Genomic DNA, 21,410 nt, shown 5'->3' with positions numbered 1-21,410 from the left:
AAGCATATGCCGAGAATTCACCAATGTGGTTAAGTCCTCGATCGATTAGTATCAGTCAGCTCCACATGTCGCCACGCTTCCACCTCTGACCTATCAACCTGATCATCTTTCAGGGATCTTACTAGCTTGACGCTATGGGAAATCTCATCTCGAGGGGGGCTTCATGCTTAGATGCTTTCAGCACTTATCCCTTCCGCACATAGCTACCCAGCGATGCCTTTGGCAAGACAACTGGTACACCAGCGGTGCGTCCATCCCGGTCCTCTCGTACTAAGGACAGCTCCTCTCAAATTTCCTGCGCCCACGACGGATAGGGACCGAACTGTCTCACGACGTTCTGAACCCAGCTCGCGTACCGCTTTAATGGGCGAACAGCCCAACCCTTGGGACCGACTACAGCCCCAGGATGCGATGAGCCGACATCGAGGTGCCAAACCTCCCCGTCGATGTGGACTCTTGGGGGAGATAAGCCTGTTATCCCCGGGGTAGCTTTTATCCGTTGAGCGATGGCCCTTCCATGCGGAACCACCGGATCACTAAGCCCGACTTTCGTCCCTGCTCGACTTGTAGGTCTCGCAGTCAAGCTCCCTTGTGCCTTTACACTCTGCGAATGATTTCCAACCATTCTGAGGGAACCTTTGGGCGCCTCCGTTACTTTTTAGGAGGCGACCGCCCCAGTCAAACTGCCCACCTGACACTGTCTCCCGCCCCGATAAGGGGCGCGGGTTAGAATTTCAATACAGCCAGGGTAGTATCCCACCGACGCCTCCACCGAAGCTAGCGCTCCGGCTTCTCAGGCTCCTACCTATCCTGTACAAGCTGTACCAAAATTCAATATCAGGCTACAGTAAAGCTCCACGGGGTCTTTCCGTCCTGTCGCGGGTAACCTGCATCTTCACAGGTACTATAATTTCACCGAGTCTCTCGTTGAGACAGTGCCCAGATCGTTACGCCTTTCGTGCGGGTCGGAACTTACCCGACAAGGAATTTCGCTACCTTAGGACCGTTATAGTTACGGCCGCCGTTTACTGGGGCTTCGATTCAAAGCTTCGCTTGCGCTAACCTCTCCTCTTAACCTTCCAGCACCGGGCAGGCGTCAGCCCCTATACTTCGCCTTGCGGCTTCGCAGAGACCTGTGTTTTTGCTAAACAGTCGCCTGGGCCTATTCACTGCGGCTCATCAGGGCTATTCACCCTAATGAGCACCCCTTCTCCCGAAGTTACGGGGTCATTTTGCCGAGTTCCTTAACGAGAGTTCTCTCGCTCACCTTAGGATTCTCTCCTCGCCTACCTGTGTCGGTTTGCGGTACGGGCACCTTTTCCCTCGCTAGAGGCTTTTCTTGGCAGTGTGGAATCAGGAACTTCGGTACTAAATTTCCCTCGCCGTCACAGCTCAGCCTATGTGGTAACGGGATTTGCCTCGTTACCGGCCTAACTGCTTGGACGCGCTAATCCAGCAGCGCGCTTACCCTATCCTCCTGCGTCCCCCCATTGCTCAAACGGTAAAGAGGTGGTACAGGAATATCAACCTGTTGTCCATCGCCTACGCTTTTCAGCCTCGGCTTAGGTCCCGACTAACCCTGAGCGGACGAGCCTTCCTCAGGAAACCTTAGGCATTCGGTGGATGGGATTCTCACCCATCTTTCGCTACTCATACCGGCATTCTCACTTCTAAGCGCTCCACGGGTCCTTGCGATCCCGCTTCAACGCCCTTAGAACGCTCTCCTACCACTGACATCGTAAGATGTCAATCCACAGCTTCGGTGATACGTTTAGCCCCGGTACATTTTCGGCGCGGAGTCACTCGACCAGTGAGCTATTACGCACTCTTTAAATGGTGGCTGCTTCTAAGCCAACATCCTGGTTGTCTAAGCAACTCCACATCCTTTTCCACTTAACGTATACTTTGGGACCTTAGCTGGTGGTCTGGGCTGTTTCCCTCTTGACTACGGATCTTATCACTCGCAGTCTGACTCCCATGGATAAGTCTTTGGCATTCGGAGTTTGTCTGAATTCGGTAACCCGATGGGGGCCCCTAGTCCAAACAGTGCTCTACCTCCAAGACTCTTACTACATGAGGCTAGCCCTAAAGCTATTTCGGAGAGAACCAGCTATCTCCAAGTTCGATTGGAATTTCTCCGCTACCCACACCTCATCCCCGCACTTTTCAACGTGCGTGGGTTCGGGCCTCCATCCAGTGTTACCTGGACTTCACCCTGGACATGGGTAGATCACCTGGTTTCGGGTCTACGACCACATACTCATTCGCCCTATTCAGACTCGCTTTCGCTGCGGCTCCGTCTCATCAACTTAACCTCGCATGTAATCGTAACTCGCCGGTTCATTCTACAAAAGGCACGCTATCACCCATTAACGGGCTCTAACTACTTGTAGGCACACGGTTTCAGGATCTCTTTCACTCCCCTTCCGGGGTGCTTTTCACCTTTCCCTCACGGTACTGGTTCACTATCGGTCACTAGGGAGTATTTAGCCTTGGGAGATGGTCCTCCCTGCTTCCGACGGGATTTCTCGTGTCCCGCCGTACTCAGGATCCACTCTGGAGGGAACGAAGTTTCAACTACAGGGCTTTTACCTTCTCTGGCCGGCCTTTCCAGACCTGTTCATTTACCTCGTTCCTTTGTAACTCCGTATAGAGTGTCCTACAACCCCAGGAGGCAAGCCTCCTGGTTTGGGCTAATCCCGTTTCGCTCGCCGCTACTCAGGGAATCGCGTTTGCTTTCTCTTCCTCCGGGTACTTAGATGTTTCAGTTCCCCGGGTCTGCCTTCCATACCCTATGTATTCAGGTAAAGATCCTATCCCATTACGGATAGGGGGTTTCCCCATTCGGAAATCTCCGGATCAAAGCTTACTTACAGCTCCCCGAAGCATATCGGTGTTAGTACCGTCCTTCATCGGCTCCTAGTGCCAAGGCATTCACCGTGCGCCCTTTCTAACTTAACCGTATTTGACAGGTTCATCGAAGATGAACAAGATCAAAGGTTTTTTACTCTATTTAACATAGAGAGAATTTACTAAAATGGCGATTACTCGGTTATTGCTTCTTCATAATCATTATCTAGTTTTCAAGGAACAAAAAAAACGAATGAAATCGTTATGGTTGGTGGAGCCTAGCGGGATCGAACCGCTGACCTCCTGCGTGCAAAGCAGGCGCTCTCCCAGCTGAGCTAAGGCCCCATTATATGAGATGGTGGGCCTAAATGGACTCGAACCATCGACCTCACGCTTATCAGGCGTGCGCTCTAACCAGCTGAGCTATAGGCCCACATAATAGGTAAATTATTAAAATATGAGAGATTGAACTCTCAAAACTGAACGAACAAAACGCGTCACGTCTCATGTAAATATCCTTAGAAAGGAGGTGATCCAGCCGCACCTTCCGATACGGCTACCTTGTTACGACTTCACCCCAATCATCTGTCCCACCTTAGGCGGCTGGCTCCAAAAGGTTACCCCACCGACTTCGGGTGTTACAAACTCTCGTGGTGTGACGGGCGGTGTGTACAAGGCCCGGGAACGTATTCACCGCGGCATGCTGATCCGCGATTACTAGCGATTCCGGCTTCATGCAGGCGAGTTGCAGCCTGCAATCCGAACTGAGAATGGTTTTATGGGATTCGCTTAACCTCGCGGTCTCGCAGCCCTTTGTACCATCCATTGTAGCACGTGTGTAGCCCAGGTCATAAGGGGCATGATGATTTGACGTCATCCCCACCTTCCTCCGGTTTGTCACCGGCAGTCACCTTAGAGTGCCCAACTGAATGCTGGCAACTAAGATCAAGGGTTGCGCTCGTTGCGGGACTTAACCCAACATCTCACGACACGAGCTGACGACAACCATGCACCACCTGTCATCCTGTCCCCCGAAGGGGAACGCCCTATCTCTAGGGTTGTCAGGAGATGTCAAGACCTGGTAAGGTTCTTCGCGTTGCTTCGAATTAAACCACATGCTCCACCGCTTGTGCGGGCCCCCGTCAATTCCTTTGAGTTTCAGCCTTGCGGCCGTACTCCCCAGGCGGAGTGCTTAATGCGTTTGCTGCAGCACTAAAGGGCGGAAACCCTCTAACACTTAGCACTCATCGTTTACGGCGTGGACTACCAGGGTATCTAATCCTGTTTGCTCCCCACGCTTTCGCGCCTCAGCGTCAGTTACAGACCAAAGAGTCGCCTTCGCCACTGGTGTTCCTCCACATCTCTACGCATTTCACCGCTACACGTGGAATTCCACTCTTCTCTTCTGCACTCAAGTTCCCCAGTTTCCAATGACCCTCCCCGGTTGAGCCGGGGGCTTTCACATCAGACTTAAGGAACCGCCTGCGCGCGCTTTACGCCCAATAATTCCGGACAACGCTTGCCACCTACGTATTACCGCGGCTGCTGGCACGTAGTTAGCCGTGGCTTTCTGGTTAGGTACCGTCAAGGTACCGGCAGTTACTCCGGTACTTGTTCTTCCCTAACAACAGAGTTTTACGATCCGAAAACCTTCATCACTCACGCGGCGTTGCTCCGTCAGACTTTCGTCCATTGCGGAAGATTCCCTACTGCTGCCTCCCGTAGGAGTCTGGGCCGTGTCTCAGTCCCAGTGTGGCCGATCACCCTCTCAGGTCGGCTACGCATCGTTGCCTTGGTGAGCCGTTACCTCACCAACTAGCTAATGCGCCGCGGGCCCATCTGTAAGTGATAGCCGAAACCATCTTTCAGCTTTCCCTCATGTGAGGGAAAGAATTATCCGGTATTAGCCCCGGTTTCCCGGAGTTATCCCAGTCTTACAGGCAGGTTGCCCACGTGTTACTCACCCGTCCGCCGCTGACTTCAGGGAGCAAGCTCCCATCTGTCCGCTCGACTTGCATGTATTAGGCACGCCGCCAGCGTTCGTCCTGAGCCAGGATCAAACTCTCCATATAAGAGTTGATTAAGCTCGTTTTGTCTTTTCGAAAAAGACTAATGATTTAACGTTGACGTTTTTGTTCGTTCAGTTTTCAAAGATCAATCCGCCGCTTAGAAGCGACTTTATTAATATATCATTCTCACGAATCAATGTCAACATCTTTTTCAAGATGTTTTTTATCGTGTCGTGGTGACGACTTTTAATATATTACCACCAGTAAAAAGAACTGTCAACAGAATCACTAAAAAAAATTAATAAATAAAAACAGCCGCTTTAAACGGCTGTACAATTAAATAATCCATGTCTGTATGGCAACAAGCGCAAACAATCCAGGAATGCCTAAAAATCCCGAAATAGCCGAAGTGGCCAGGTTTATGGGAACATGTATACCAGCCTGATTGCCGAAAGCATTTAAGAAAAATAGAAAGAGGGCTCCTATGATCAGTTTAATGGCTCCCTGTCCTATAAATCTTACCGGTTTTACTGGAGCTCCTATAAATAGAAGCAATAGGATTAACCCTCCTATAATGGAGATCACTGCAATAGGGTCCAAAAGAAAAATCCTCCTTTCAGGAAACTTGTACTACTAATTTATGATTAGCGCGTACAAAAAAGACCTTAGAGGAGGACAAGTATTTTGTATTGATTGATTTTCTTTCCACAATGGGAACAAACTACATTCTGACTCTTACATTTCTCTTTTTAGCTTCCCTGAACAGAAAAAAGTACTTAGCTTCGGCCAGCTTTGACTGGCTGATTGCTTCTGGGGATGGATCAAAGCTCTTTTCCACTAGCGATTTCTGGTTGTTCCAATCTGTTTTTATTCTGTTCAGCTGATTCAAAAGCTTCTCATCAAACTCGCTGCGAAGCCATCCTTTCCTGCGAAAAAACATAAATTCAGCCTCCGTGCTTAAACTTCTCTTCTGCCTTCTAACGCTTTTGACAGCGTTACTTCATCCGCATATTCCAAGTCTCCGCCCACTGGCAGGCCATGGGCGATCCGGGTAGCCTTTATGCCGGATGGCTTGATCAGGCGGGAGATGTACATGGCTGTTGCTTCCCCTTCGATATTTGGATTTGTGGCAAGAATAATTTCCTGAACTGTTTCATCCTGAAGCCTTTTCAATAAATCAGGAATATTGATATCTTCTGGCCCAATTCCATCCATCGGTGAAATGGCTCCGTGAAGGACATGATACAGTCCGTTATATTCCTTCATCTTTTCCATGGCAATAACATCTTTCGGATCCTGGACCACACAGATTACTGACCGGTCGCGTCTCTGGTCCTCACAAATATAACACGGGTCCTGATCAGTGATATGGCCGCAGACAGAGCAGTAAGATAAATTTCTTTTCGCATTGACAAGTGCCTTGGCAAAATCCAGCACAGTATCTTCTTTCATACTCAAAACAAAAAACGCCAGACGCGCAGCCGTTTTTGGGCCGATTCCGGGCAATTTCATAAAGCTGTCAATCAGCTTTGATATCGGTTCAGGATAGTGCATGTATAATTCCTCCTATATGAAAAGGAAAAGCGCCGCGAGCATGACGGACTGATGAAGATTCCCATCAGTCTATGTTCGCTGGCGCTCAGCCTGTCCGTTCTTTCGTGCATATCTCTATTATAGATAAAACATGCAGGAAAGCACTCGTTCAGGACGTTTGATTAAAACATTCCCGGCAGGTTCATTCCTTTAGTAAATTGGCCCATTGTGTCGTTTGTTAAGTCATCCGCTTTTTTCAGCGCATCGTTAGTTGCCGCCAGAACAAGGTCCTGAAGCATTTCAATATCTTCCGGATCAACAACTTCTTCTTTGATGTTTACTTCTAATACTTGTTTATGTCCGGATACAATGACAGTCACCATTCCGCCGCCAGCTGTTCCTTCAATTTTTTTTTCGCCAAGCTCTTCCTGTGCCTGAGCCATCTTCTTTTGCATTTTCTGCATTTGTTTCATCATATTTTGCATATTTCCCATTCCACCGCGCATTTTACATACCTCCAGCTATTTTCTATTCTTTAATTTCAATTAGTTCAGCGCCAAATAATTTGACCGCTTCAGCCACATGGGGCTCTTCCTCATTTCTTTCGAAGCCCTCGTCAGACTCATCTCCGTCACGCTGGCTGCGCAGGAAATCCTCCCTGACACTTTGCCATTGTTCATCCGGAATGCCAACCAGCTGCAATCTCTTGCCTAATAGCTCAAACATGACATTCGCCAGTGTATCCAGGAATTTCGCATTATCCATGGCCATCTGACAGTGGATTTCATATTTGAACTTTACGATAAGAGCTGTTTCAGATGCGGCAACAGGTTCTGCTTCATTGAGAAGCGCCGCCTGAGAGCGCATCTGGTTTTGAACAAGCAGGTTCAGCATTTCACCCCAGCGGCTTTTTACAGCCACCAAGTCATTTTTCGTTGCCTGCTTCAGGACTTCATTCACTTTTCCTACTGGTGCCTGAAATCCTTTACGTGAACTTCTCTGCGGTTTTTTCTGTACAGCAGGAGCTCCATCATCTTTCACGGCTATGCCGTTTTTCTTTAATTCCGTCAGCTCATGCTGAAGCTGTTCGATTTTTTGCATCAGCGGCTTGATGTCGGCAGACTGCCCTGATTTCTCTATCTGTTCCAGCTGGCACAGCTTCACAATCGCCACCTCCAGGAAAATCCTCGGATGGTTGGTCCATCGCATTTCCTGCTGGGCTTTGTTCAGCACCTCAATCAGTTCATAGAGCTCTTCCGGCTCCACTTCCTGGGCAAGCTGCTGGAAATCTTCATCAAGCATGACTCTTTCCAATGATTCCTCCAGCCTCGGAGCTGCTTTATATAAAAGCATATCCCGGTAATACAGGATAAAGTCTTCTATAAAGCGGGATGGATCTTTCCCCTGAAAAAGGAGATCTTCCAGAAATTCCAGCCCGGACGCAGCATCCCTGTCTTTAACCGCTCTTGCCAGTTTATTTAGAAACCCTTGCGACACAGCACCTGTTACAGATAGGGCATCTTCAACTGTAACACGATCCTGGCTGAAGGAAATTGCCTGATCAAGCAAGCTAAGGGCGTCACGCATACCACCTTCTGCTGCTCTCGCAATGATCTGCAGTGCCTGGTCCTCATAGGCTGCATTTGTTTCATCCGCAATCAGCTTCATTCTTCCTGTTATCGCCTGAGCCGTAATCCGTTTAAAATCGAATCGCTGGCACCGGGAAATAATCGTGAGCGGAATTTTATGAGGCTCCGTTGTGGCTAAAATAAAAATGACATGCTTAGGAGGCTCTTCAAGCGTCTTTAACAGGGCATTGAAAGCGCCAATGGAAAGCATATGCACCTCATCGACGATGTAAACCTTATACTTTACAGCATTCGGAGCATATTTCACTTTGTCCCTGATATCCCTGATTTCTTCTACACCATTATTGGATGCCGCATCAATTTCAATGACATCAGGAATAGAACCGTCTGTAATGCCTCTGCAGGCTGCACACTCATTGCAGGGTTCTGTTACTGGTGCCATCTCACAGTTAACAGCCTTTGCAAGGATTTTCGCTGCACTTGTTTTACCGGTTCCGCGGGGGCCGGAAAACAAATAGGCGTGTGATATCTTCTCCTGAAGCAGGGCGTTTTGCAAAGTCTTTGTCACATGTTCCTGCCCGACAACATCGATAAACTGCTGCGGACGCCAAACACGATATAAAGCTTGATAACTCACTGACACGCCCCCTTCCTATGTATAGTCCTTCATCTATTATAACGTATCTATTTTCCTTTTTACAAAACCAAGAGAAAATAATTACAACAAAAAACCCACCCTGCAAAAGGATGAGTTTTATTTACAATATAAACTGCCGTGCACCTTCCGTCGACTGACGCCCATAGGCGTTACTTAAGCAGTTAGCTCGGCCCAGGCAACCCTGCGGCACATGGGAGCGTCCACTTAATGCTGCTTCCTTCCGGACCTGACATGATTCATGGATTCCCATTGCGCAGGACCCGGGCGTCAACACCACTTACTTAAGGCAGGCCCTACAGGACATCAGCCTCGGGAAGGGATTCAGCCTCGCTAGAGCGGATTGCGAGTACAGGGCACCGCTACCTCCCCGCCTAGCACGGCAAAGTTGATACCATATTTAGTTGCGTCTTTATCCGACGCATTTATAAGTATACTAACATTTAGATGAAAAAGCAATGCCTAACCATTGTCAATTCCTGTATCATGTTCCATCTGCAGCAATTGCCTTCTTTTTTTCTCTTCTTTCTTGCGCTTTCGCAATCCTCTGAAAAAGCTCGAAAGCATCTCGCCGCATTCTTCTTCCAGCACTCCTTGCACAACTTCACTCTGATGATTGAACCGCTCATCCTGCAATAGATTCATAAGCGTTCCGGCACAGCCTCCCTTTGGATCCTTAGCCCCATACACCACCTTTTTAATGCGCGATAGAATAATGGATCCCGAACACATCGGACAAGGCTCTAAGGTAACATAAAGAACAGCATTCTCCAGCCGCCATGTTCCGAGGTTTTTGCATGCCTGATCAATGGCAAGCAATTCTGCATGCGCAATCGCAGACTGTTTCACTTCTCTCAGATTATGTGCCCGGCCAATGATTTCCCCTTCCAGAACAATGACTGCGCCAATTGGAACTTCTTCCAGACCTTCCGCCAGCTTTGCTTCTTTAATGGCCTCCCGCATATACAGTTCATCTTCAGTGAATGATGCTTGCCTCATTTATCTTCATTCCTTCTCTTAACATCTGTGTAAAAGCCGCTCCTTTAACAAAAAATAACCTTAAAGGAGCGATACCATGAAAAATCCGCAAGCCTATAAACCGGCTCTTATCATTATTGACATGATTAACGACTTTAATTTCCACCATGGAAAGATCCTTGCTGACAAAGCTTTGAATATCACAAAACCCATCAATGCATTAAAGACTGCTTTCTATGAGCAGGATCTCCCGGTCATTTATGTGAATGATCATTATAATCTCTGGCAGGCTGATCTGGATACAATTATGAATCATTGCCGCAATCCTATCAGTGCACCTATCCTTCATGAAATGCACCCATCGCCGGATGATTATTTTTTAATAAAGCCAAAGCATTCCGCCTTTTATGGCACTGCCTTAAATACCCTTCTGCACCAGCTCAGCGTCAATATGCTTGTCATGACGGGCATCGCGGGCAATATCTGTGTCCTATTTTCGGCCAATGATGCCTATATGAGAGAATATCATTTACACATACCGCATGACTGCACCGCTTCTAATGATGACCACGATAATGAAAATACCTTAAAGATGATGGAAAACGTATTAAAGGCCAATATATCTTCCTTTTCTGACAACAATTATAACATTTCTTCCATGTTTCCTTCATAAAATGGCAGTAGTGTTCTAAGACGTGATTTTCAGGGAGGGAGATAGATTGCAGATTCATGTGGTCCAGCAAAATCAGTCTTTGTTCGGCATTGCCCAGGCATATGGAACGACGGTTGAAGATCTGATAGAGGCAAATGAAATTCCCAATCCAAATAATCTGGTGATCGGCCAGACACTTGTTATTCCGATAATAGGAAGCTTTTATTGGGTTCAGCCCGGTGACAGCCTTTACTCGATTTCAAGAAGGTTCGGCATTTCTTATCAGCAGCTCGCATCTGTCAATGGCATTTCGGTGAGCCAGCCGCTGCAGGTGGGGTTCCGCCTTTATATCCCGCCACGCCCGAAAACGAACGCAGAGTTCAATGCCTATGTGGAGCCAAGAGGTGATACAGTCGCCCCTGAACTGGTAGAAAGCGCAAGAGCGGCTGCGCCATATTTGACCTATCTGGCGCCATTTAGTTTTCAGGCCCTTCGAGATGGTTCTTTGAAGGAGCCGCTTCTGAATGATTTCCCGGCCATTGCGAGAGCCAATAATAACGTATTGATGATGGTTATTACCAATCAGGAAAATGATCAGTTCAGTGATGAACTTGGCAGGATATTGTTAAATGATATGGCGATTCAGAATAAATTCCTGGATAACATTACAGCCACAGCAAAAAAATATGGCTTCAGGGATATTCATTTCGACTTCGAGTTTCTGCGCCCAGCTGACCGGGAAGCCTATAACAATTTTCTCAGAAAAGCAAAGGCAAGATTCGGTCAGGAAGGCTGGCTGATTTCTACCGCATTGGCGCCGAAAACAAGTGCAGAACAGCAAGGCCTCTGGTATGAGGCCCATGATTATAGAGCCCATGGGGAGATTGTTGATTTTGTCGTGATCATGACCTATGAATGGGGCTACAGCGGAGGCCCTGCAATGGCTGTTTCTCCCATCGGCCCGGTACGGGAGGTTTTAGAATATGCCATTAGTGAGATGCCTTCTTCCAAAATTATGATGGGCCAGAACCTATATGGGTATGACTGGACACTTCCTTTTGTTCAGGGCACCACCGCAAGAGCGGTCAGTCCTCAGCAGGCCATACAAATTGCAGCAGAAAATAATGCGGCCATTCAATATGATTACAAAGCACAGGCTCCGTTTTTCAACTACACAGCATCTGACGGAAAAAGGCATGAAGTCTGGTTTGAGGATGCCCGCTCAATCCAGGCCAAATTTGATTTAATCAAGGAACTGAAGCTGCGGGGAATGAGCTACTGGAAACTCGGCCTTTCTTTCCCGCAAAATTGGCTTCTGATTACAGAAAACTTCAACGTGACAAAAAGAGCTTGATCTCTCAGCAGCTGCCGCTTACAGGCAGCTTTTTTATTTTTCAGACAATATGCTCTTATTTTCTTATTTCCAGCTTAAATTCCATATCCCATCCACTCCATACTGTGATAAAATAAGCTTTGTGTCATTTTGGAACGTACCTATAAATGGTTTCTATAGATAAATAAGCAATACAGGAGGACGATCAATATGGGGGGAATACCTTTTATTACAGTAGAGGGGCCGATTGGCGTTGGGAAAACATCTCTCGCTAAAGCGATTTCTGAAAAATTTCAGTATGCACTTTTAAAAGAAATCGTTGATGAAAATCCTTTTTTGGGTAAATTCTATGAAAACATTGAAGAATGGAGCTTTCAGACTGAAATGTTTTTCCTCTGCAACCGCTATAAACAGCTGGTTGATATCAACAATCACTACTTAGCTCAAAATAAGCCTGTTGTGGCTGATTATCATATTTTCAAGAATCTTATTTTTGCCCAGCGCACGTTAAATCAGAATGAATATCAGAAGTATTTGAAGATCTATGACATTCTGACAGGTGATATGCCAAAGCCAAATGTCATTATCTATCTCAATGCAAGCCTTGAAACACTGCTCGACCGAATCGAGCTGAGGGGCCGTGAAATTGAAAAGAATATCAGCCCATTATATCTCGAGCAATTATCCCTTGATTATGAAACGGCTATGAATGAGTTCGAAAGGCAGCACCCGGATATACCAGTGATCCGTTTCAATGGAGATCAGCTGGATTTTGTGAAAAATGAATCAGACTTAATGCATATATTCGATACATTGTCGACATCATTAAAAAAGAGGAGCATACACTTATGAATCTAAGGCAAAAATACGAGATTCCTTCGAACGCAGTGATCACGATTGCCGGAACCGTCGGAGTCGGAAAATCAACGATGACCAATGCGCTTGCAGACGCACTGGGGTTCCGAACCTCTTTCGAAAAGGTTGATACGAACCCTTACCTTGATAAATTCTATGCAGATTTCAACCGCTGGAGCTTCCACCTGCAGGTATACTTCCTGGCGGAACGGTTCAAGGACCAGAAGCGCATCTTCGAATATGGCGGCGGCTTTGTTCAGGACAGATCCATTTATGAAGACACCGGCATATTTGCGAAAATGCATTATGAAAAAGGAACCATGTCAAAGGTAGATTACGAAACTTACACCAGCTTATTTGATGCGATGGTGATGACACCTTATTTCCCGCACCCTGATTTGCTTATTTATCTGGAAGGATCCCTTGATGACATTCTTTCCCGCATCCAGGAGCGCGGCCGTCCTATGGAGCAGCAGACACCTATTTCCTACTGGGAAGAAATGCACCAGCGCTACGATAATTGGATTAACAGCTTTAATGCATGCCCGGTCCTGCGCCTAAATATCAATGACTACGACATCATTCAGAATGAGCAATCCATTGAGCCGATTGTGGAACGCATTTCTTATTTTTTAAGACAAACTCAATTATTAAAAAAATAACCGCCACTTTAGGCGGTTTTTTGCTTTTATTTTGATATGGCTCCGAATACTCAGTATAAATGAGGACCGCTGACGAAATTCTTTCCGCGGTCCTCCAAAAAATATTTTTATCGGTCACTTCACACATAATGAAGAAATTATATAACAAAAAAACCGCTGATCATCAGCGGTTTTATGTATCTCCAATATTTATGCGCGTGTTAGATGTCAATTAAATGGAGGAGGAAAGGGGATTCGAACCCCTGCGCGGTTTGACCCGCCTGTCGGTTTTCAAGACCGATCCCTTCAGCCAGACTTGGGTATTCCTCCGCATCGACAAGAAATACTATATCATTTCTAAATAGACATGTCAACATTATTTTTATAAAAAAAGAGCGGATCAAAATCCGCTCTTCAATTAAGGCTTTATAACTTCGCGATTGCCCATATAAGGACGCAATACTTCCGGAATGATGACACTTCCGTCAGCCTGCTGATAATTTTCTAGAATAGCTGCCACCGTGCGGCCGATCGCAAGGCCAGATCCATTCAGGGTGTGTACATGCTCCGGCTTGCCTTTTGCCTCGCGGCGGAAGCGGATATTTGCACGTCTTGCCTGGAATCCTTCAAAGTTACTGCAAGAAGAAATTTCTCTATACGTACTATAGCTTGGAATCCAAACTTCGATATCGTATTTCTTTGCAGCTGTGAATCCAAGATCGCCTGTACACATGCTCATCACACGGTATGGAAGGCCAAGCAGCTGAAGCACTTTTTCCGCGTGTCCTGTCAGCTTTTCAAGTTCATCATAAGACTCTTCTGGCTTAACAAATTTCACAAGCTCGACTTTGTTGAACTGGTGCTGGCGGATCAGCCCGCGAGTGTCACGGCCGGCAGAACCCGCTTCAGAACGGAAGCATGCACTAAATGCCGCATAGTTAATTGGAAGCTCATCTGCATTCAGAATCTCTTCCCTATGCATATTGGTGATAGGCACCTCAGCGGTTGGAATCAGAAAATAATCTTCGCTTTCAATCAGGAATGCATCTTCCTCGAATTTCGGAAGCTGTCCTGTTCCTGTCATACTTGCACGGTTGACCATGTACGGAGGAAGAACCTCCTTATAGCCATGCTCGTCTGTGTGCAAATCAAGCATGAAGTTGAATAAGGCACGCTCAAGGCGGGCACCAAGGCCTTTGTAGAATACAAAGCGACTGCCTGTTACTTTGCTGGCACGTTCGAAATCAAGGAGTTCAAGATCGGTCGCAACATCCCAGTGCGGCTTTGGCTCGAAATCAAATTCACGGACTTCTCCCCATTTGCGGATTTCTACATTATCATCCTCTGTTTCGCCGACAGGCACACTTTCATGCGGAATGTTCGGGATGCTCAGCAGCAATTGGTCCAATTCTTCCTCGACCGTACGGAGCTCCTCATCCAATGCTTTGATTTTATCGCCGACTTCTCTCATTTCAGCGATTAAATGGTCTGCATCCTGCTTTTCACGCTTTAAGGCAGCCACCTGCTGGGATACTTCATTTCTTTTGCTCTTCAGCTGTTCTGCTTCTACAATCAGCTCACGTCTTTTGACATCCAGATCTTCGAATTTTCCAAGATCGGTTAAATCTTCTCCACGGTGCTGAAGCTTGTTTTTCACTTCTTCAAAATTGGCTCTTAAAAACTTAATGTCCAGCATTTTTAGTACCTCCAGATAATAGTTTAAACACAAAAAACTCCCGTCCCCAGAAAAGGGACGAGAGTTACCCGCGTTGCCACCCTAGTTGAAAGCATGAGCTTTCCACCTTAAATCAATAACGGTTTTAACCGAAAGCATTTACTTTACCCGAAAAATACCGGGTGTTCCATGCTTTGCTCGAGGATGGATTCACAGGGTTTATTCACCGGTTCTCACCAGCCACCGGCTCTCTTTTAGAACAAAGTTCCTGTTACTAGTTCCTCTCATTGCTTTTAAGCTATAAGAATTTTGTAATTCATAATGTACTACAATTATGTTCCATTTGCAACCAAAATATTCAAATTGTTAATTGCTTGGACTCTTTGATCATTTCAACGAAATAGCCTGTCAGGCGATGGTCATCCGTTAGTTCCGGATGGAATGAGCATCCTAGGAATCGGCCTTCGCGTGCCGCCACAATCCGGCCATTGTGCTTGGCCAGGATTTCAACATTCTCGCCTGCCTCCACAATATGCGGTGCACGAATGAATACAGCCGCAAAGTCTTCTGCCACTCCGGCAATATCAAGATCCGCCTCGAAGCTTTCGCGCTGGCGGCCAAATGAGTTTCTTTCCACATGGACGTCCATCACACCGATATGAGGTTCATCATAGCCAATGATATTATTCGCAAGAAGAATTAAGCCTGCACATGTCCCGAACATCGGCTTTCCTGATTGCGCAAACTCCTTAAGGCTGTCCATAAAATCATATTTATCAATCAAGCGTCTCATGGTCGTGCTTTCTCCGCCAGGCAAGATAAGCCCGTCAACCTCATCAAGCTGCTCTTTGCGTTTGATGACTACAGCTTCGGCGCCGCATGCTTCTACAGAAAGAACATGCTCTCTGACCGCACCCTGCAGCCCTAATACTCCAACCTTTATCATGTTCAATTCTCCTTACCAGCCGCGCTCCTGCATACGAGCTTCAGGAGCCAATGAAGAAATTTCAATTCCCTTCATCGGTGTGCCTAGTTCTTTTGAAAGTTCAGCAATTAATTTGTAATCCTGGTAATGTGTAGTTGCTTCCACAATGGCACGTGCAAATTTCGCAGGATTTTCAGATTTGAAGATGCCTGATCCTACGAATACTCCATCAGCACCAAGCTCCATCATTAGAGCTGCATCTGCAGGTGTTGCAACGCCGCCTGCTGCGAAGTTTACGACTGGAAGGCGTCCAAGGCTCTTGATTTCCAAAAGAAGCTCATATGGCGCTCCCAGAAGCTTAGCTTCCGTCATTAATTCATCTTCGTTCATGCCGACAACCTTGCGCACCTGTGCATTCACCTTGCGGATATGACGGACAGCTTCAACGATGTTTCCAGTTCCAGGCTCACCCTTTGTGCGAAGCATGGAAGCACCTTCACCAATACGGCGTGCTGCTTCGCCTAAGTCACGGCATCCGCAAACGAATGGAACTGTGTAGTCTCTTTTATTAAGATGGTATTCTTCATCAGCAGGAGTTAAAACTTCACTCTCATCTATGTAATCGACACCCATCGCTTCAAGCAGACGAGCTTCTACAATATGGCCGATACGCGCTTTTGCCATTACCGGGATTGAAACTGCACCCATTACTTCTTCCATAATACGCGGATCTGCCATACGTGCCACACCGCCGGCTGCACGGATATCAGAAGGAACGCGTTCAAGTGCCATAACTGCTACTGCACCAGCTTCTTCTGCGATTTTTGCCTGCTCGGCGTTAACAACGTCCATAATAACGCCGCCTTTTTGCATTTCTGCCATTCCCCGTTTAACACGATCTGTACCTGTCTTCATGTTTATCCCCCTTCGTAAATACCATCTGCTTTGGATGGGTTAAATATTATGATAAAAATCATTTTTCAAAAAAAGGAAAATAGATTATTTTACTCGGAATTTTCCCTATTGAAAATATGCAATGAAAAAGGGCTCCTGTCAAGACAGGAAAGCCCTTTTTCTTAAAACCAACCTTTTACAGTTGAGGAAACACTTCCCCAGACATCCCCGAAGAAACCGCCGATGCTGCGCATAGTCAGCACGAACCAGTTTGCTTTTTCAACACTTTCAGCTGCTACGACATCCACTTGAATATTGCCTTTTCCTTTATCAGACAAGAACTCAATCTTCCCGTCCTCTTTCGATTCAATCGTTAGATAGCCGATTTTTTCTCCTTTTTTAATAGGAGCTGTTAATTCACCGTTTTCATTTAATTTCTTTTTATCAAGGACAAGAACAGGCTTATAGTTTTCTTTTTCCCCGTTTCTTACAACCATTTCAATTGCATCTTTAGAAGAAATCTTTACTTTGTCCTCTTTACCTTTTGTAACAGGCACTGTTTTCTGGCCCTTTACCTGATAATTGGCAGGAACGATTTCCTCTTTCGTGAAGTTGCTGAAACCAAAGTCGAACATTTTCTTTGTTTCATCGAATCTGGATTTGTAAGTAGCCTGACCATTCGCACCTTTAGCGTTCATGACAACACTGATGTAGCGGTTGCCATCTCTCATAGCTGTACCGGTAAAGCAGTATCCGGCAAAGTCAGTCGTACCTGTTTTAAGGCCATCCGCACCTTCATAGCCATATACTAGCTCTGGAAGCATCCAGTTCCAGTTTTCCATTTTAATTTCATCATCCGTACCCTCTCTGAACGTCTTTCTAGGGGTACTTGCTGTTTCCAATACTTCAGGGAATCGGTTAATCAATTCTTTGGCCAGCATCGCTGTATCTTTTGCTGACATCACGTTTTCTTCTTCAGGGCCGCCTGCAGGAGGAGATCCCTTTAAATCACGGTTGTTTAAACCGCTGGAATTGACAAATTTATAATCCTTTAATCCAAGCTCTGCAGCTTTTTCGTTCATCATTTTAACAAAGTTTGTCTCTGAACCGGCAATCGTTTCTGCTATTGCGATGGTTGCACCATTTGCAGAGTAAATCGCCATTGCTTCATACAATTCACGGATATTATATTTACCGTCTCTTCTTAATGGGACATTTGATAGGTTACGATCCTGTGAAACTTTCCATACGTATTCACTTACTGCATATTCCTGGTCCCACTTTACTTTGCCTTCTTCAATGGATTCAAGAAGCAGGTATTCTGTCATCATTTTAGTCATACTGGCAATGCCCAGTACTTTATCCGCATTTTTTTGATATAAAATTTTTCCGGTCTCTGCATCTACTAAAATAGCAGCATCTGCATTAATGTTTAAGATATCTTCTGCATGAGCTTTATGTATACCAGGTAAAAGACCTAATATCATGACCAAGGCAAGGAATCCAGCGATAGACTTACGGTAAAATATTTTCTTCAATTTACTGCCCTCCAACGTTTTAATACACTTTTGTTATTTTATCATAACTCTGGTGCAAAGAATAGATAGAGTAATTACCTATTCCTGCCTGCCCTGTGGCATGATTGGCCCATAGTTATGCATTAGTATTTTCCTAGGTTAGACTCCCGGGTTTTTTTGAATAAAATGACTCTGTTAAACTGGCTATGGTTCCGCTGCAGGATGCTAAAAAACTGCCATCATCCTTATCAGAGACGAAAAAAAACAGAAAAGGTTTCCCTCTTCTGCTTTGTATTAATTATAGCGAGTAGTTTGGCGCCTCTTTTGTGATCTGCACATCATGAGGATGGCTTTCTCTTAGGCCTGCGCCAGTCATTTTAATAAATTTTGCATTTTCACGAAGGTCATGAAGATCCTTTGTTCCGCAATAGCCCATTCCAGAACGGATACCGCCGACAAGCTGGTAGATGGTATCGGTTAAAGGCCCTTTATAAGCAATGCGCCCTTCGATTCCCTCTGGAACAAACTTTTTATTATCTTCCTGGAAGTAACGGTCTTTTGAACCTTTTTCCATGGCTGCAACAGAACCCATTCCTCTGTATACCTTGAAACGGCGTCCTTGGAAAATTTCCGTTTCGCCAGGGCTTTCAGAAACACCAGCAAGAAGGCTTCCAAGCATAACGGCATGTCCGCCTGCCGCCAATGCTTTCACGATATCTCCTGAATATTTGATTCCGCCATCAGCGATAATTGATTTGCCATGCTTGCGTGCTTCAGTTGCACAATCATAAACAGCTGTGATCTGTGGTACACCAACACCTGCGACAACACGTGTTGTACAAATGGAGCCAGGCCCGATTCCCACTTTTACGATATCAGCACCAGCTTCAATCAAATCTTTTGTCGCTTCGGCTGTTGCAACGTTTCCGGCAATAATGGCCAGGTCCGGATAAGTGTTCCTGATTTCGCGTACGGTATCGAGCACGCCTTTTGAATGCCCATGTGCAGTATCCACTACGATGACATCCACATGTGATTTAACAAGCATTTCAACACGCTTCATCGTGTCGCCGGTTACGCCGACCGCTGCACCTGCCAGCAGGCGTCCGCGCTCATCTTTTGCCGAGTTAGGAAACTCAATTACTTTTTCAATATCCTTAATGGTAATTAAACCTTTTAAAACACCTTCATCATCCACTAGCGGCAATTTTTCAATTTTATGCTGCTGCAGAATTTTTTCTGCTTCATCCAATGTGGTTCCAACTGGAGCTGTTACAAGATTTTCTTTTGTCATCACATCTGAAATTTTTATCGAATAGTCCTGAATGAATCGGAGGTCACGGTTAGTCAGAATGCCGACAAGCTTTTGTTCCTCATTATTATTAACGATTGGCACACCGGAAATCCGGTACTTGCCCATTAAATGCTCAGCATCAAATACCTGCTGTTCTGGAGTTAGAAAGAATGGGTCAGTAATAACGCCGCTTTCTGAACGCTTTACTTTATCCACCTGATCAGCCTGCTGTTCAATGGACATGTTCTTATGGATAACCCCCAACCCGCCCTGGCGCGCCATAGCGATCGCCATTTCAGCTTCAGTTACCGTATCCATTCCGGCACTGATTACTGGAATGTTGAGTGCAATCTTTTCAGTCAAATTTACTTTGAGGCTGACATCACGAGGAAGCACCTCTGATTTCGATGGAACCAGTAAAACATCATCAAAAGTTAAACCTTCTTTTGCAAACTTAGTTTCCCACATCTTTTTTGACCTCCTGGACTCGAAAATATTATTAGTAGGTTATCAATTGGACAAAATACTGTCAAGGATGGATTAATATGTTGGATTTTTCAAAAGATTCGGAGGTTTCGCTGTGATACATTCATTTGACCTTAAAAACTCCTTTTTATACTTCTTTTCTGCGAACACGTCACAGGAATTTTTAAAGAAATGCTACCAAAGGCAAAACCTGGATCAGGCTGAACAAAAGAGCTATGAAAACAGTTACCCTTTTATATACTATCTAGAACACGGGCAAGTATACTACGAGCAGGCAGAGAAGGCACCATTAATTATCAAGCCGATTCTCTTTTTTTATGGACTTGTTCATCTTGTGAAGGCCTGCATACTGACAGTAGATCCTAATTATCCTGAAACCACTTCTGTTTTGGCACACGGGGTTTCCACCCGGAAAAGAAAAAAGCAGCAATATAACTTTTTTCAGGACGAAGTGAAATTTCAAAAAAGCGGGCTTTTCCCCTATATGGGAGAAAAATTGTTCCACATGAAACATTTGGAAGGAGAAAAAACAACGATGGGAGAGTTATTTGGCCAAATTCCCGAGCTTAATTATTTGTACAGCCAGACAGAGGGCCGCGCTACTTTTCTTGAAGCAGAGCTGGAAAAGGATGTATTCATTTTGCCAAAAATGATCCTTGATCGCTTTCATATGACCGAATCCCGCTTTGTTGAATATCTGCAGTCAAAATCAGACTTTAATATTAGCTTCCAGGAGCCAGCGGATTTAGATCTAAAATTTTCTGCAAAAAACTTGAATACATATAATTATAAGCCCTTAAGATACAGCCCTGATGCCGGAAAGTTTTTCTTTCCGCTTGCTAAAGACGGCCTGATTGATTTTCCTGAACTTCTTATTCATTTCCTGCTGCTGTATAACTTAAGCATGATTGCCCGCTACGAAACAGAATGGTGGAGCGAACTCATCAAAATGATGCCGAATAAAGACTACCCTTTTATTCAAACATTTCTACAGATTACATCCGCAAAGGGGCCATATCTGATTTATCAGTATTTGGCTGATAAGAAACATTAAGCAGTTGGAAGATGATAGTGACCGCGGTCTTGTGCATGTGTTTTTAGCTGGCATTTTAGGGAGATCAGAGTGGAAGGATGCTTACTTGTTGACTGGAGATTTATCGCATTCGGTAGGGCTCATCTGGCATAAAGCAGATTTGAGCTAGCATGTATTGGATTTTATGTAACAGGATTTTGATTTTATCTAGCTGGAATTCGACTTTATCTCGCATGTTTTGAAGTTTATCTCAAATTTGTCACAATTCATCTTTGCTGAGAACGGATTGAACTTTTAAAACAGACGGTGAAATAAGGAGTGGCGCATATAACTCAATTCTGAGACATATATGAGTGAAAGCAGTGCATATATGGGGCCGAGGTGAAGCATAAATGGAAAAAGTGACGCATATGCTGGCCGGGGTGACACATATAGATATATTCCCTTAAAAGGGAGAGCCCGAATAACATATTAGCATTCAGGGTAAATCA

16 protein-coding genes, 3 tRNA genes, 2 rRNA genes, 1 other RNA gene and 1 other annotated feature are annotated in these 21,410 nt (G+C 45.5%); of the genes, 5 read left to right on the top strand and 17 right to left on the bottom strand.

The window, feature by feature from the left end; all coding sequences use genetic code 11:
- Positions 1-25: 25 nt before the first annotated feature.
- From ACR42H_RS00175 to tadA, 11 genes are all read right to left on the bottom strand, one after another.
- Positions 26-2,961 (bottom strand): 23S ribosomal RNA (locus ACR42H_RS00175).
- 158 nt (positions 2,962-3,119) lie between these two features.
- Positions 3,120-3,195: transfer RNA gene (locus tag ACR42H_RS00170), tRNA-Ala, on the bottom strand.
- An 11-nt stretch (positions 3,196-3,206) separates the two neighbouring features.
- A tRNA-Ile gene (locus ACR42H_RS00165) sits at positions 3,207-3,283 on the bottom strand.
- An 89-nt stretch (positions 3,284-3,372) separates the two neighbouring features.
- Positions 3,373-4,922 (bottom strand): 16S ribosomal RNA (locus ACR42H_RS00160).
- The 16S and 23S rRNA genes sit together here with 2 tRNA genes alongside, the layout of an rRNA operon.
- A gap of 273 nt (positions 4,923-5,195) precedes the next feature.
- Positions 5,196-5,459 (bottom strand): pro-sigmaK processing inhibitor BofA family protein, encoded by a 264-nt coding sequence (locus ACR42H_RS00155; protein WP_113885704.1) that lies wholly within the window; start codon positions 5,457-5,459, stop codon positions 5,196-5,198.
- Between the two features lie 121 nt (positions 5,460-5,580).
- Positions 5,581-5,799 carry a YaaL family protein gene (locus ACR42H_RS00150; protein WP_113885705.1) on the bottom strand — a complete coding sequence of 73 codons (219 nt, stop codon included), beginning with the start codon at positions 5,797-5,799 and terminating at the stop codon, positions 5,581-5,583.
- A 17-nt stretch (positions 5,800-5,816) separates the two neighbouring features.
- Positions 5,817-6,413 (bottom strand): recombination mediator RecR, encoded by a 597-nt coding sequence (recR, locus tag ACR42H_RS00145; RefSeq protein ID WP_009336775.1) that lies wholly within the window; start codon positions 6,411-6,413, stop codon positions 5,817-5,819.
- A 161-nt stretch (positions 6,414-6,574) separates the two neighbouring features.
- Positions 6,575-6,898, bottom strand: coding sequence for a YbaB/EbfC family nucleoid-associated protein (locus ACR42H_RS00140; RefSeq protein WP_113885706.1), 324 nt, complete (start codon positions 6,896-6,898; stop codon positions 6,575-6,577).
- A gap of 22 nt (positions 6,899-6,920) precedes the next feature.
- Complete coding sequence (gene dnaX, locus ACR42H_RS00135; protein WP_436374378.1) at positions 6,921-8,618, bottom strand: DNA polymerase III subunit gamma/tau; 1,698 nt, start codon at positions 8,616-8,618, stop codon at positions 6,921-6,923.
- 136 nt (positions 8,619-8,754) lie between these two features.
- An RNA gene (gene ffs / locus ACR42H_RS00130) (signal recognition particle sRNA large type) lies at positions 8,755-9,019 on the bottom strand.
- A gap of 79 nt (positions 9,020-9,098) precedes the next feature.
- Positions 9,099-9,635 (bottom strand): tRNA adenosine(34) deaminase TadA, encoded by a 537-nt coding sequence (gene tadA, locus ACR42H_RS00125; RefSeq protein ID WP_113885708.1) that lies wholly within the window; start codon positions 9,633-9,635, stop codon positions 9,099-9,101.
- Positions 9,636-9,711: 76 nt separating this feature from the next.
- Here tadA and ACR42H_RS00120 point away from each other — a divergent pair, with 76 nt between their 5' ends.
- The 4 genes from ACR42H_RS00120 to ACR42H_RS00105 all read left to right on the top strand — a co-directional run bounded on the left by ACR42H_RS00120 (position 9,712) and on the right by ACR42H_RS00105 (position 13,116).
- Positions 9,712-10,287, top strand: a complete 576-nt coding sequence (locus ACR42H_RS00120; RefSeq protein WP_113885709.1) for an isochorismatase family cysteine hydrolase — start codon at positions 9,712-9,714, stop codon at positions 10,285-10,287.
- A gap of 46 nt (positions 10,288-10,333) precedes the next feature.
- Positions 10,334-11,620 carry a LysM peptidoglycan-binding domain-containing protein gene (locus ACR42H_RS00115; protein WP_113885710.1) on the top strand — a complete coding sequence of 429 codons (1,287 nt, stop codon included), beginning with the start codon at positions 10,334-10,336 and terminating at the stop codon, positions 11,618-11,620.
- Between the two features lie 189 nt (positions 11,621-11,809).
- Entirely contained in the window at positions 11,810-12,451 is a 642-nt protein-coding gene (locus tag ACR42H_RS00110) for a deoxynucleoside kinase (RefSeq protein WP_113885711.1), read from the top strand.
- Positions 12,448-13,116 carry a deoxynucleoside kinase gene (locus tag ACR42H_RS00105; RefSeq protein WP_113885712.1) on the top strand — a complete coding sequence of 223 codons (669 nt, stop codon included), beginning with the start codon at positions 12,448-12,450 and terminating at the stop codon, positions 13,114-13,116. The genes ACR42H_RS00110 and ACR42H_RS00105 overlap by 4 nt, the downstream gene beginning before the upstream one ends.
- A gap of 216 nt (positions 13,117-13,332) precedes the next feature.
- Here ACR42H_RS00105 and ACR42H_RS00100 read toward each other — a convergent pair.
- The 6 genes from ACR42H_RS00100 to guaB all read right to left on the bottom strand — a co-directional run bounded on the left by ACR42H_RS00100 (position 13,333) and on the right by guaB (position 19,868).
- Positions 13,333-13,425: transfer RNA gene (locus ACR42H_RS00100), tRNA-Ser, on the bottom strand.
- Positions 13,426-13,513: 88 nt separating this feature from the next.
- Positions 13,514-14,791, bottom strand: coding sequence for a serine--tRNA ligase (serS, locus tag ACR42H_RS00095; protein ID WP_436374376.1), 1,278 nt, complete (start codon positions 14,789-14,791; stop codon positions 13,514-13,516).
- 50 nt (positions 14,792-14,841) lie between these two features.
- Positions 14,842-15,067, bottom strand: a binding site (T-box leader).
- A gap of 61 nt (positions 15,068-15,128) precedes the next feature.
- Positions 15,129-15,716 carry a pyridoxal 5'-phosphate synthase glutaminase subunit PdxT gene (gene pdxT, locus ACR42H_RS00090; protein ID WP_113885714.1) on the bottom strand — a complete coding sequence of 196 codons (588 nt, stop codon included), beginning with the start codon at positions 15,714-15,716 and terminating at the stop codon, positions 15,129-15,131.
- A gap of 12 nt (positions 15,717-15,728) precedes the next feature.
- Positions 15,729-16,610, bottom strand: coding sequence for a pyridoxal 5'-phosphate synthase lyase subunit PdxS (gene pdxS / locus ACR42H_RS00085; protein ID WP_009336764.1), 882 nt, complete (start codon positions 16,608-16,610; stop codon positions 15,729-15,731).
- Positions 16,611-16,771: 161 nt separating this feature from the next.
- Positions 16,772-18,076 carry a D-alanyl-D-alanine carboxypeptidase family protein gene (locus tag ACR42H_RS00080; RefSeq protein WP_436376790.1) on the bottom strand — a complete coding sequence of 435 codons (1,305 nt, stop codon included), beginning with the start codon at positions 18,074-18,076 and terminating at the stop codon, positions 16,772-16,774.
- 328 nt (positions 18,077-18,404) lie between these two features.
- Positions 18,405-19,868 (bottom strand): IMP dehydrogenase, encoded by a 1,464-nt coding sequence (gene guaB / locus ACR42H_RS00075; RefSeq protein ID WP_436374373.1) that lies wholly within the window; start codon positions 19,866-19,868, stop codon positions 18,405-18,407.
- Between the two features lie 112 nt (positions 19,869-19,980).
- On the opposite strand from guaB, the gene ACR42H_RS00070 reads away from it, so the two are divergent.
- Positions 19,981-20,940, top strand: coding sequence for a YaaC family protein (locus tag ACR42H_RS00070; protein WP_436374371.1), 960 nt, complete (start codon positions 19,981-19,983; stop codon positions 20,938-20,940).
- Positions 20,941-21,410 lie beyond the last annotated feature (470 nt).

Origin of the sequence: Cytobacillus sp. BC1816 (assembly GCF_051353635.1) — a bacterium.
Lineage (GTDB): Bacteria > Bacillota > Bacilli > Bacillales > Cytobacillaceae > Cytobacillus > Cytobacillus oceanisediminis_C.
This window is presented reverse-complemented; position numbering and strand designations above follow the sequence as displayed.